Annotated in this window: 13 protein-coding genes; 3 read left to right on the plus strand and 10 right to left on the minus strand. The window is 64.5% G+C overall.

Features of this window, described 5'->3' with window-relative positions; genetic code table 11:
• Positions 1 to 51: 51 nt before the first annotated feature.
• Genes CRM90_RS09065 through CRM90_RS09080 form a run of 4 tightly spaced genes read right to left on the minus strand, consistent with a single transcriptional unit; the run spans position 52 to position 3,849 of the window.
• Positions 52 to 486, minus strand: coding sequence for a hypothetical protein (locus CRM90_RS09065; protein ID WP_102806654.1), 435 nt, complete (start codon positions 484 to 486; stop codon positions 52 to 54).
• Positions 483 to 1,049: a VG15 protein gene (locus tag CRM90_RS09070; RefSeq protein ID WP_102806655.1), complete on the minus strand. Its 567-nt coding sequence runs from the start codon at positions 1,047 to 1,049 to the stop codon at positions 483 to 485. Before CRM90_RS09070 ends, CRM90_RS09065 begins: the two co-directional genes overlap by 4 nt.
• Positions 1,046 to 2,398: a phage portal protein gene (locus tag CRM90_RS09075; RefSeq protein ID WP_102806656.1), complete on the minus strand. Its 1,353-nt coding sequence runs from the start codon at positions 2,396 to 2,398 to the stop codon at positions 1,046 to 1,048. Before CRM90_RS09075 ends, CRM90_RS09070 begins: the two co-directional genes overlap by 4 nt.
• The gene (locus tag CRM90_RS09080) at positions 2,395 to 3,849 is read right to left on the minus strand and encodes a terminase large subunit domain-containing protein (protein ID WP_102806657.1); all 1,455 of its coding nucleotides are present in this window, start codon (positions 3,847 to 3,849) and stop codon (positions 2,395 to 2,397) included. The genes CRM90_RS09075 and CRM90_RS09080 overlap by 4 nt, the downstream gene beginning before the upstream one ends.
• 11 nt (positions 3,850 to 3,860) lie before the next feature.
• On the opposite strand from CRM90_RS09080, the gene CRM90_RS30485 reads away from it, so the two are divergent.
• On the plus strand, positions 3,861 to 4,163 hold the full coding sequence (locus CRM90_RS30485; RefSeq protein ID WP_158249000.1) for a hypothetical protein: 303 nt from the start codon (positions 3,861 to 3,863) through the stop codon (positions 4,161 to 4,163).
• A 483-nt stretch (positions 4,164 to 4,646) separates the two neighbouring features.
• Here the strand turns inward: CRM90_RS30485 and CRM90_RS09090 are convergent, their stop codons facing one another.
• The 6 genes from CRM90_RS09090 to CRM90_RS09115 form a co-directional block, all read right to left on the minus strand.
• Complete coding sequence (locus CRM90_RS09090; protein ID WP_102806658.1) at positions 4,647 to 4,901, minus strand: hypothetical protein; 255 nt, start codon at positions 4,899 to 4,901, stop codon at positions 4,647 to 4,649.
• A gap of 666 nt (positions 4,902 to 5,567) precedes the next feature.
• Entirely contained in the window at positions 5,568 to 6,950 is a 1,383-nt protein-coding gene (locus CRM90_RS09095) for a hypothetical protein (RefSeq protein ID WP_142391348.1), read from the minus strand.
• Positions 6,951 to 7,026: 76 nt separating this feature from the next.
• Positions 7,027 to 7,248: an excisionase family DNA-binding protein gene (locus tag CRM90_RS09100; RefSeq protein WP_233209234.1), complete on the minus strand. Its 222-nt coding sequence runs from the start codon at positions 7,246 to 7,248 to the stop codon at positions 7,027 to 7,029.
• 197 nt (positions 7,249 to 7,445) lie between these two features.
• Positions 7,446 to 8,600: a tyrosine-type recombinase/integrase gene (locus CRM90_RS09105; protein ID WP_102806661.1), complete on the minus strand. Its 1,155-nt coding sequence runs from the start codon at positions 8,598 to 8,600 to the stop codon at positions 7,446 to 7,448.
• Between the two features lie 208 nt (positions 8,601 to 8,808).
• On the minus strand, positions 8,809 to 9,285 hold the full coding sequence (locus tag CRM90_RS09110) for a MarR family winged helix-turn-helix transcriptional regulator (protein ID WP_102806662.1): 477 nt from the start codon (positions 9,283 to 9,285) through the stop codon (positions 8,809 to 8,811).
• A 126-nt stretch (positions 9,286 to 9,411) separates the two neighbouring features.
• Positions 9,412 to 10,434, minus strand: coding sequence for a hypothetical protein (locus CRM90_RS09115; RefSeq protein ID WP_142391349.1), 1,023 nt, complete (start codon positions 10,432 to 10,434; stop codon positions 9,412 to 9,414).
• Positions 10,435 to 11,045: 611 nt separating this feature from the next.
• Between CRM90_RS09115 and CRM90_RS30490 the strand changes: the two genes are divergently transcribed.
• Positions 11,046 to 11,195, plus strand: coding sequence for a hypothetical protein (locus CRM90_RS30490; RefSeq protein WP_158249001.1), 150 nt, complete (start codon positions 11,046 to 11,048; stop codon positions 11,193 to 11,195).
• Positions 11,196 to 11,208: 13 nt separating this feature from the next.
• Positions 11,209 to 12,387, plus strand: a complete 1,179-nt coding sequence (locus CRM90_RS09120) for an FAD-binding domain (protein WP_102806664.1) — start codon at positions 11,209 to 11,211, stop codon at positions 12,385 to 12,387.
• Positions 12,388 to 12,415: the final 28 nt, after the last annotated feature.

Raw genomic sequence — 12,415 nt, forward strand, 5'->3', positions numbered from 1 at the left:
CCACCGACAGCCAGCGCCGCTTTCAGGTGGGCATTCGAGTCTCGCCCGGCGTCAGGTCCGTTCTTTGAGCATGCCGAGCAGTGAGAACGGTTCGGAGGTACCGCCGCGGTTGCCCTGTCCGATGTCGCCAACCGGCTTGCGGCTCGCAAGGTGCGGCCTGTCGGCCAGCAATGCGTCAATCGCGGCCGTCAGCGCGTCGGTATCGTCCAGGTGCTCGGCGTCGAATGGGAGGTCTGTCGGGTCCGCCAAGCGGCCGGTGGACCGGACCAGCTCGGTATGAAGCCGCTGCGCGTAGGCGTCGGCCTGGTGGGCACGCTGGCGGTAGCGGCCGTTCTCCTGCCGCAGCTTCTCAACCACCGACCGCGGAAACGTCTCGGCGTTCTCGTCGGTGATGTCCTCGGCCGCGGTGTCGTCGGGCTCTGTGGTGTCCTCGGTGACGGCCGTCTCGTCAGCGTCAGGAACAATGTCGGTATCGGTGTCGGTCATGGTGCTTTCCTTTCCATGGTGACGATTTCGGTCTGGCAGTTGCAGCCGTAGTGCCGTTTGAAATGAGCGTCTTTCGGGAAGATCCGGCCGTCCTCGGCCCAGCGGACACACCGTTCGCACGGGTCGGCGTCGAGGACGCGCCGCCAGCCGGTGACCACCGGTAGCTGGGTAATGATCTCGGCAACGGTCTGTTGGCCCGTGTCGAGCACTTCGGAGCGGGCAAGGCGTTCCAACCGCATCGAGGCGGATGGGTCAGCGGCCGTGTCATCGAGGACTGTGGCCACTGCCCGCGCAAGGCGTTCGGTGTCATCGACTGGCGGCGCGATCCCGGTCGGGGGTGTGGCCGCGCGCGTGGCACGTTCGACGCTCGTAGCCACGAACAGCGCCGCCAGCGTCGCCGCTGCGGCGTTCCCGGCCGCCACAACGGCCGCGATGGCGGCGATGGTCTCCGCTCGAGATAGACCGCTGGACACGTAGACATGCAGCGCCGCCGCAGCCGTCCACCCGGCCAGATCGGCGGTGAGCTCCTGATACCGACCGGTTCCGGTCGTTGCCGCCGTCATGCTGCGCCGCCGCGGAGCAAGGTCACACCGGCCCCGTCGAGAGCTTCCCCGCGGCGGGCCACCCGGATCTCCGCAATTTCGTCATCGGAGTAGCCGAGCTTGGCCAGCGCAGCCGAGATCGGCAGCAACCCGGCCTGATACAGCTTGACCACGGCGTCGGCCTCTTGTGCCACCGAGCGGGTGGCGGCGTCGGCCCACTGGACCCGTACCTCTACCTGTGCGGGGTCGACGCCATCGCGGACGGCGACCATGAGCTTGCCGACCTGTTCCCACGCCCGCCCGAAGGTGGCTTGCCGCGCCTCGGCGCGGGCGGTCAGGGACGCCTCAGCGGCCCGCAGCGCGTCGGCGCTGGCGGGGTTGTCGGTGAAGACGCCCACGTAGTGAGCGGGAAGTGTTGACACAGCCATGATCTGGCCGAGCAGCACCCGGACGCTGGCCTCATACCCGCCGAGGTCGGCAGCGGCGAGTTGGCCGAACTTGGCGGCATCACTTTCCGAGATCATGGCCCGATGCCCTTCGGGGATCGGGTTGACCTCGGCCATGACCGGCTGGCCGTCGTCGTCCAAGACGGGGTTGCCGTCGTCGTCGGTCACCGGTTCCTCGGTCAGCTCGATGCCAGTGGCCCAACGCCGCGGACGGCCGACGAACTCGCTGGTGACCATCATGTCGGCCAGGCTCTTGTTCAGCGCGTCCACTAGCGGCTTGAGGTCGTCAATCTCCGAGCAGCCCCAATCACCGACGATCCGGTCAGCGTTGCGGAGGTTCACGACCGGCACCACGCCGAGCGGATTCGGGATCACCCCGATTGTCGTGAACCCGGTCGCCACAGCGCCTTGCTGGTTAGCCCGCAGCCGGCGAATCTCGTCGGGCTGGTACACCACGGCCTCGGTCGTCTTGGCTTGCTTGTCCTCCCAGCGCTTCACGGCGGCGACGACTTCACGGCTGCCGGGGTCGGTGAGCACCGCTACTTGCTTGGCGCTCTCGACGGTGACCTGAGGACGGCCAGTGCGATCGGCCCAGACGATCACGTAGGAATCGCCCAGCAGCAACGCTTCCCGGTGGGCGACCCCCGACGTCTGATCGAGATCGTTCCGCAGCCAGTCGGCCCACAGATCAGCGTCTCCGGTGAACCCGGTTACCCGTAGCCGCTCGGCCAGCGCGGTCACTGCCAGCCGCGGAATGTTCGACGCCATGACGCCGAACCGGTTCCCCAAGGCCGTCTTGGCTTCTGGCGACAGGAAGGCCAACGGCTGGCGACCCTCGTAGTAACGGTCCAGATCTGCATACCGCGCCAGCGGTTCATTCAACCGCTGCAGGAGGGTGGTCAGCAGCTCGGTTTGGGTGGTCATGATGCAAAACTCCTGACTCGCTTACGGTTCCGCTGTTGGTGCCATGCCGCCCGATCGAATGCCACGATCGCGGCAACGGCGGCGTCGATCTTGCGGGGACTCCCACGCTTGTCTTTGCTCACTAGATCGCCGAGCGGCGTCGATTTCGCCACGCAATGGGCAACGTGAGCGGCCACCCGCGGATCTCCGTCGTGGGTAACGGAACGCCTCGCCACTGCCTGGTACAGCCGATCCGTAGCCGGTGCCATCCGCTGCGCGTTCGCGGTGTTCCATTCGAGGACCCGGCGCTCACCGTGCCGTTGTGCCCACTGCTCGATCTCGCTGCGCCAGCCCCACGGGTCGGCAGCTAGTTCAATCACGTCGTATTTCTGGAAAGCCATCTGCACGGCCATATCCACGTCGGCGCGGGGCACCCGCCAGCGCGGATCGCCGGGGTTCTCCCAGATGGCCTCTAGCCAGATATGGCCATCGAGCGTGCAACCGACCAGCGCTGTGGAGTCACCGGACGCCGAACCGTCGAATGCCAGCACGACACGATCACGGGACTGTACGTCGTGCTGCGCCACGCAGGCGTCCCACGCACCCCACGGCAGCCAGGACTCCACGCCGGTGACCCACTGCCCCAACCGAAGCTGCCGGAACACCGGCTCCCGAATCGTCTTACGAGCCGACTCGATGCCGTCTTCCGACAGAAACGGATCTCGACACGCCAGCGCCGGATTGCCGACCCGCCATGCCCGGCGGTCGGTCACGGCGCAGCCGTCCGGGGCGGCGAACTCCCGGAAGTAAAACGCCGGATCGGTACCCGCGCGGCCATGCTCGACGAGCCGGAACATGATGCTGTCGGGCGAGCTGGCCGGGGTGCTGATTGCCAGCGTCAGCGATTCCGGCCGCTTACCCGAGACGCTCGTCACTGCCTCCCATACGGCCTCGGTCACCACGTGCAGCTCGTCCACGATCAACAGGGAGGGGTCATGGCCGTGTAGGGCACCGGGTTCGGCGGGCAGCGGCAACAGGGTGGCGTCGTTTTCGGGCAGATACAACCGATCCGCATACACCTGCATACGTTCTGCCAGAACAGAATTCAACTCAACCATTCGTTTGGCGTACTTGAGCGTGATGTTGGCCTGACGCTGATCCGACGCGACCACCAGCACCTCAGCGGACGGGGGACCGACGAACATCTCTGCGAGTCCCAAGGCCGACGCGAGCATCGTTTTCCCGTTGGCCCGCGGGATGCTTACCAGCGAGGTACGGATACCGGGTGCGTACGAGCCGCCGATGATCTCGCGCTGAAAGGTCCGTAGCCGGAACGGCTCACCGGCACCCTGACCACGCGGGGTCACCAGGTACTTGCCGATGAACCTCTCACGGCGGCGTGCGCGGTCGGCCGACCAACGCGACAGGTCGAGCGGTGCCGCGCGCACGGTGCCCTTCGGTCCGGCCCTCATAGGCTGACCCCATGACATTCGAGTGGACAGACGAGAGCCGTTTTGAGGCCGCTCGTAACGCGCTGGCCTACATCACGTTCTTGCACACCCGTCCGGCCGGAAGCGATATGACCGAGGCGAACAACCTGCATACCGCGATGCTCAATGACCTCACGGATGCGGGAGCTGACAGCGACGAAGCGATGGCCCTGATGTACAGCGGCAACGTCACGGTGATGAACCTCGTGCTGCATGTTGCCGCCCAGCGCAGCGGGCTCAGTGTTGTCGAACTGCTGGGCGAGGTCGGGGTGTTGCTCAACGAATTGGATTCCTAGCGCAGCGGGTGCGTTTGCCAGCACCGATCCTGCGTTTGCTGGCTGTGCCGCCACAGCCCGGATCTCGGTGTGTAACTCAGATTTGGCCTTCCCGTGGGGCTCCATAGGGCTGGCCGGAGGGGCATAGCCCCTGGTCGGGGTGACAGCGGCAGTTTGCTGGCCGTGACCGGGAGTTTGCTGGCGACGCGCAGCGCCCCGGCGTCGGTTGCACCGTCCGCACACCACGTCGATGTCCCGCAGCCGGATCGGCTTTCCGGCAGCCTTGCGCGCCCACGCTTCCGGCGAGTGGTCGGCTTGCAGATCCTCGGTGGCCCCGCAGTCGGAGCACCACGGCTGCAACCGCCGTGCCCTGACGCTGAGACGGTCCCATGCCGCGTCATACCCGCACAAGCGGGGCGATGCTTTCGGTGACCAGTTCCGGGCGTGCTCGGGGCAGCGGGAGCCATCAGACGGTTCGCCGCATTCCAGACAGGGACGCAGCATTTAATTGAATCCCTTCTCCGCGATCTGCGCCAAAGTACGGCGGCGAAGTTCTTCGATCGGTGTGAGTGGATCGTTCTTTGTCACCACCGAGATAATCCGCAGCAATCGTTGGACGATTTCCAGAAGGTTCGAGACGACCGGCGCGGCGTCCTGTCCGTCGAACAGCGCGCTAATTGAATCCTCGTCTCGGTCGGCGTAGGCGTCGATCAATGCCAGCGCTGTCAGCAGCGCACTATATTCCTCCGTCGTCGCCATTTTACTATTCTCCCATTACGCGAATTATCGGCAGGCCAATTGTCATTTTGATATCGCCGTCCGTGTCGCCACAGCCCGCGAACCGTGTCTCTGTCGGGCTCGGGTGGCTGTGGCGACACCGACGCCCGTCTTAGCATGTATCGACGTCAGGGGACCAGAAACAGGTCCATGTGTGGCCGTTGCCGCACACGTAATAGGCCGTCAACATCGAGCCCGGACCATTCCAGTCAATTTGATCCGGAGACGTGAGAGCGTCCATTCGGCCACGGCCACAGATCTCTACACAGCTACGGCAGTAGTCACACAAACCCACGCAATCTAATTCAGCATTTGCTGTCATCATTGCCTCTCCGTTGATACTCGGTGTTTCGCTGAAATGGTGCGGCACCTGTGGCACATAGGTGCGGCACCGCAAAAGTGCAGGTAATAGGTGGTGTGGCACCCATGGCACCCGTGGCACCCCTAGGGCGAAAAATGCAATCCCTTTGATATGGATATAAATTAATTTAATTAATTGGGCTCTACGTAACGCGTAGTGCTGTAGGTGTGAATTTTTCCGAGACGGGTGCCACGGGTGCCACAAGTGCCACACCCACCCTGACCCGTGGTTATGGCGTTGGCTCGCGTGCCACACCGGGTGCCACGGTGCCACCTCAAGTACCGGCATCATGAGTCCTTGATGCGGTACTGAAACACGGCCTGACGTGCACTTTTGACCGTGACCTCACGCTGTTCGACGGCCCCGCTGTCGAGTAATACCTGTAACGCGTCGGGTAGGTTCCGGCGCAACTTCCCGGTTACCGACCGCGTGATGTCACCCTGTGACACCCACGCGCCGCGGTTCTGGTCGTTGCCGACGAACCGCAGCACCCGCTGTTGCAGGCTGTCCAGCGCTGCGGCCTCGCGGGCCGCGTCGGTGGCGGCGAGCCGCTGACCCTCGCGTACTGCGTCGCGTTCAGCTGCCGTGCCGGACTCGGCGGCGACAGCGCGGGCGGCGGCGGTTGACACCGCCATCATCCGCTCCGCGATCTGCCAAGCCTCGGTGTCGACTCCGGTTTTGCTGTGCAGCACTGCCAACGCGGCGGCGAGCTTGAGTTGAGCCAGAAGCCGGTGACCGGCCAGCTGGTCGGCACTACGGCCGAAGGGATCCAGATCCTTGACGGCGTCGGCGTCGATGATCTGTTGGGCGATGCTCGACGCGACATCCATAGGCACCAGCGGCCGCTGGTCGACCATTGGGTCGATGCCGAAGTCGGGTACCCGGACCGTCATCGGATTGACAGCGCCAGCCTCATCGCGGGGAAGGCCGGGACGTACCGGTGCCCATAGGAAACGCTGCGGCACACCGTCGCGCTGCGCCTGATCGTTAAGCAGGACCGCACCGTTCTCGGGCTGGACGCCCGCCGAGAGACATAGCCGATACGAGTGCATCGGCAAGATCACCCGGCGGTCCGGATCGGCGTTGGCGAAACCAAGCTCTTCACCCATGTATGCCTTGAGCAACTCGGCCTCCAGGGTCGCGCCTTGGCGAGAGAACAGGGCCGCCATGGTGGCGATGTCCCGGCAGCCGAAGAAGGCGCAGTGAGTGAGCCAGCGCAGAACGACCTGCCCGGTGGCCCGGTCGCGTTCGGAGCGGGCATAGGTGCGGTTGATCCCCTCACCGGTGCCGATAGGCAACATGGGCACGGCCGTTGCGGGCTCACGCCCGCCGACGGAGAACCGCACCGCTTCGGCTGCGGTCTTGTCGGCGGTGCCCTTGCCGCCGCCGCTCGCACCCGCCAGGGCCAGCAATAGGTTCAGTGACACTTCAGCGCCGATGATCGGCGGCAGAACGACCTGTGGCGACACAGCCAATACGGCGCGGAGCAAGACGCTGAACACAACGGCGTAGCGCCCGGCGCGGCGTGCATCGGCGAACCGGGCAAGCTGGCGCAGCACCTCGCTCGATGCGAAGACATCGGCGTTGCCCGACATGATCTTTCGTAGCTCGTCCACCGCCTCGGTGGTGTGCGAGCAATACCCCTCTGGGGTATCGTGTAGATCAGTCATTCGGGGCACCCTGTCTCGTCGCGAGTGGCTACTTCGGTCGAGAGCCCCGCCGGGAAACCGGCGGGGCTCTCTTGGATCAGCGGGCGGCGTTGATCTCGGCCGGAATGACAGGCTTCATCAGCGCGTCAACGTCGGCGATCTTGACGCGAATGGCACTTCCGGGCTTGTCGGAGAACCTGTAGGCGGGAAGCTCGCCGCGCGCGATCAGATCTCGAATGGTGAAGTCCGAGACCTTGATTCGTCCGGCGGCACCCTTGATGTCGGTGTAGATAGGTGTGGTTGATGCACTGGCGCGCACGATGACTCCATCGGTGTGACGGCGATTTCCCCGAGGCGTGTGTGTGCGTGGGGTGTGCGTGTGAGGCGGGAGTGCGCGCGTGCGTGTGTGCGGGTCTGGGGCTGTGGACCGCTCCCGAGGTTACACCATGGCGGTGCGGGAATGTGTCACGGCGGGTCTAGCTATGTCGTGAGATGCCTTGTCGCGCAGTAATTTAATTAAATCGCCGACTTAGGAGGGGTCGCGAGCGCCGACAAGCGATCGGCGAGAGCATCGGCGCGGCCAGCGGCGACATGCTGGTAGCGCATCGCCGCCGAACTGGTGGTGTGGCCAAGGCGGTCCATGACCTCTCTGGTGGTCGCACCGGCTACCGCGGCCATCACACCGCCGAAGTGGCGCAGATCGTGAAATCGAAGTGTGTCGTGTCCGATGGCCTCACGTGCCGCGAAGAACGGCATCCTGAACCTGCCCTCGGTGTGGAACTCACCGGTCTCGGGGTCTGGGAACAACAGCGCCGACTTGTCCTTACCGACACGCTCGGCCAGATGGCGGACAAGTGCGGGCCTCAGGTGAGTCGGCACCGTCACCGTCCTATTCGACTCCCTGGTCTTGGGTGGGCCGCAGACGTACTTCCGTTCGCGGTAGGTCACAGCCTTATTGACCTGAACGGCCGAGCCATCGGCGGCTACGTCAGCACGGGTGAGGGCGAACAACTCGCCACGGCGCAGTCCACACCAGCCCGCCAAGAGGACAGTGAGCGCCAGCTCGTCGGGCATGGCGTCGGCCAGCTTGGTCAGTTCCTCAGGCGTCAACAGGACGACGGGCCGCTTGGTGCGCTTCACCACGGCCGCACCCTTGATACGGGCGGGGGAGCGGTCTAGTAGACCGTCATCGACGGCGGTATTCAACACCGCCGTGAGGACGCCGTAGGCGCGGGCGTTGCGGGTTTCGTACTCGGTCCCAAGTCCGGAAAACCACGCCCGCACGTCCTCGGTGGTGATCTCGGTGAGGGCCTTCTCGCCCAATGTCGGCATGATGTTCGTGTCCAGGTGGTACCGGTAGGTCTCGCGCGTCCGTCGCGATATGTTCCGATGCTCCAGCCAGGATTTTGCGTAGGACCGCAGAGTCAGTTTCTCGGCCGTGGCCTTGGTCTCCCGGTCAGTCGGTGATGTCCATGCGCCGGGATTGCGGCGGTCCAGGTCGATCAAGTCCTCTTCGGCTTGGAGCCAGTGCCCCGCGCTGCTCTTGGTCGGAAACGTCGCCGGGGCCTTGTGCACGGCACCACGATGTAGGTAACTGGCCTGCCACCGGCCAGACGGCAACTGCCGCAGTCGTCCGAATGATCTCCGTGTCCGTTCGGCCTGCCGTGCCATGCTGCGCCTCTCGTTACGTGCAATCTCCGTGCAATAGTGATCCAAACAGGACCTTACAGAACCTCACGGCCGAAAACAGCGTTTACGCAGTGTAAGTAGGCCGCCGCGCTCATATCGGCAGGCTGTACGCTACCAGGAATATGCTGGATCGGCTGGTTCGATACCAGCCGGGACCACCACATAAATACTTCGTCGCACGCGATCAGATTCAGAACGCCTGGGCATCCAAAGTGGCGACTGCGGCCGTTTCGCCCCCGGCGTCAGTGAATGCGGTCAAAGCGCGGACCAGGCCCTGCCGTTCGCGCGGAGGCATCTTTCCTACCACTTCGGCTATCTCGTCACGGCGGTGGGCAGTCACGGCCTTGACGACCTCTCGGCCGCGAGCGGTCAGTTCCACGACAAGTTCGCGGCGGGACTCCGGATGCGGTTGGCGATCGATCAGGCCGGCCGTGACCAATCTGTCGACCATCCGCCCGGTGGTGGATGGTGCGACATCGAGCAGGCCGGCCAACGTGGCGAGGTTGACCGGAGGCCGCGTCGAGAGGATGACCAGTGTGCGGAACTGGGGGATCGTGATGGTTTCGTCGACTTCGGCTATCGAGCGCGCCGACATGGCTACGAGTAGTCGGGACGCTGTCAGCAACGCGTCGGTGACGGCGTCGGTCGAGTCCGCTGCGTCCGCCATGACATCCCTTCGATCTTTCGGAGCTATTTTGCCAGTACGGGAAAACTGTCGCTTACTGCAACTATGGCAGATGGAATAGGCGAGCGACGAGAGCTTTCAACAAGATCGGACCGCCCGAAACCATCGTTAGCCTCGGCACCGCGCGTACTTGTCAATGAGCGCGCGTTCTGCCGGAATTGGGCTATACACCAAAGGATCCCGTGGCGTACATCCGCCTATGGTGATGACGACGGGGCCGCGGGCGTGGCCGCTGGCGCCGATATGGCCGGACAGCTGGTCGCTGGCGCTGTAGAGAACGGGCGCGGGCAGCGTGGCCACAATCGGCAGATGCCGGGCGGCCAGCGCAAGAGCTGCGGAGACGTCGTGCGAGCGGGTTGTCTTCTCCGAGAACCACACTGGCGGAGTCGTCGACCAGTTGATCCTGAGCGCATCGATGTGGGGTATCGACTGATCGGCATTGACGCGGCGCCACGCGTCGAGTTCGGCGGCGGTGGGATACCGCCGCGAGAAGGACATCTCCGCCGGGTGAAGTCGGCCGGCTGAAATCGTCCACCCCAACTCGGCGAGTCCGGCGAATTCCGTGGACAACACTCTCGCGACATCGGCGACACTGGTGAAGTCGGACGGATCGGCCAACGCGACGCTGGCCACATTCGAATGTCCGGCTTCCTGCTCCGCGAGAGGCGCGGAGGCGTGAACAATCGTGGCGCGCAATTCGACTGTCGCAAAGGGAAACTCGCTGCGCAGCCGCACCCAGTCCCGGGCCTGCTGGACAATTTGCTCGGCGTTGGAAATTGTGTGTTTCCCGCTATCGACGGCGAAGACGCTTCGGCCGTGTCGCAGATCGAGCTCGGCGCGGTAACCACGGAATGTGCCGCTGCCCAGAGCAGTCAGGTAGTGCGACGTGACGGCTGCGGCCTTCTCGGCGGTGACGCCATCTTGCACCTCTACGTCGATGGTGAAGTTGACCATGTCCTGCGCAGGCCTGTTGTTGAACGTATGGCCGATGGTTCGGACGCCTGGCATGGCAGAAATCTGCTGCACCAAACGATCGACGGCCGCGCCGCGATCGGGGACTGTGGCGTCACAGGCACCCGACACCAGAACTACCGCAGCCAGCGCGACGGCCAGAGAGCGGGCGCGCAACACGCCGAAATTCTCTCGCATGCGAGGTGACCGGACCTCGGGCCAGATAGCCCCCCGCAGTGCGCGAGCGCAACCGAATTCCACACCTAGCCGCACATGACAACTATTGCATAGTGCTACCGTGTCGTGGGATCATCGCAGCTGATACCGCATTCGGTGCGCCTCGGGCCGGACTCGGCTCGTCCCTCCCGGGGCGAGCGGCTCTCGCAGTCGGCCTGACAGTGCTGGCAGGTGCAGTCTTTGTTTAAGACGATGACCGGAGGACCTTATGCACACACGGACACGATGACCGGTGAGCGGACCAGTCGCTTCGGCCCCTAAATGGTTGTGCGGCTTCGTGATTGCTCTGACGCCGGCGTCCCTGGTGGCGGCCGGCTGCTCGGCAGGCACCTCGGCCCCGTCCGCCAGTCCGTCGTCATCCGCACCCCGATCGAGCTCGTCTGTCGGTGCGCTGTCTGACAGGCGGGTCGCGAGGGCTGCGTTAGGAGCGCGCGGATTGGTCGACGCGCTGAACGAGGCGGGGTTTGCGGTGCCTAACCCCCTGGACGCGACCGCACAAGACTGCCCGGCAGCCAGGGTGCTCCCAATCAGTGGTCACCGACACCCTCCGTGTGATGTCATTCCGCGCTCCCGGCCAGGCGCAGATCTACGCCGCAGACCGAAATCTGTTTCAGACGGCCACGATCGTGGTGGAGTTCGCACCCCCGCTCACCCGTTCCGAACGGGTCCGCTATCAGGTCGAGATTCCCAAACTCATCGAATAGTCGCGAGGTACGCATGAAGATAGCGATCAGCGGCGCCGGTGTGGCCGGCCCCACGCTGGCACATTGGTTGCACCGCAGCGGACACCAGCCAACGCTGATCGAGCGTGCCCCACGATTTCGAACCGGTGGCTACGTGATCGACTTCTGGGGGGTGGGTTTCCAGGTCGCGCAACGCATGGGCATCGAGGCGACCGTGCGCGAACGTGGCTACCAGGTCCAGTCGATCCGCTCGGCCCGTCCCGATGGGCGAACCCGTGGATCGTTGAGTGTGGATGGATTCCGGCGGGCGGTGGGAGATCAATTCACCAGCATTCCCCGTGGCGATCTTGCTGCCGCCGTCTATGCGACGATCGAAAACGATGTCGAAGTGATCTTCGGTGACAGCATCACGGCGGTCGACACACACGCCGACGGTGTCGGTATCAGCTTCGAGCGAGCCAACTTTCGCGAGTTCGACCTTGTGGTCGGTGCGGACGGTTTGCACTCCGCTGTGCGCCGGCTGGCACTCGGGGCTGATTCGACCGTCGAACACTATCTGGGGTATGAGGTTGCCGCCTGCGTCGTCGACGGTTATCGCCCGCGGGATGAGCTCGTCTACGTCACCTACTCCGAACCGGGCCGATCCATCGGCCGGTTTTCGCTGCGGGACAACCGAACCATGTTTCTGTTCATACTTCGGTGCTCACGTCCGCGCGACCCCGGCGACACGGCGGCCCGCATTGCGCTACTTCGCGACCACTTTGCCGACTTGGGCGGCGAGTGTGCGCGCATACTCGCCGCGCTCGACGACGTCGGTGACCTGTACTTCGACGTCGTCAGCCAGATCCGCCTCGATCGCTGGTCTCGAGGACGTGCGGTTCTCGTGGGCGATGCGGCTGCCTGCGTATCGCTGTTCGCGGGCGAAGGCACTGGTCTGGCGATGACGGAGGCCTATGTGCTTGCCGGCGAACTGCATCGGGCCGGCAGTGATTATCGGAGCGCTTTCGACCGCTACGAAGCACGCCTGCGGACCTTTGTCGAGGGCAAACAGAAAAGCGCCGAGCGATTCCTTCCCGTCTTCGCCACCCGAACCCGACTGGGCATCTGGTTCCGCGATCTCGTCATGAACACCCTTGATGTGCTTCCGCGCGCGGATCTGTTTCTGCGCCGCGATCTACGAGACGATTTCGACCTACCGGCCTACGCGATGTGAACCTCGGCGCAACGGCCCGGCAATGTCG

It is taken from the genome of Mycobacterium sp. ENV421 (assembly GCF_002887815.1).
Taxonomy (GTDB): Bacteria; Actinomycetota; Actinomycetes; order Mycobacteriales; family Mycobacteriaceae; genus Mycobacterium.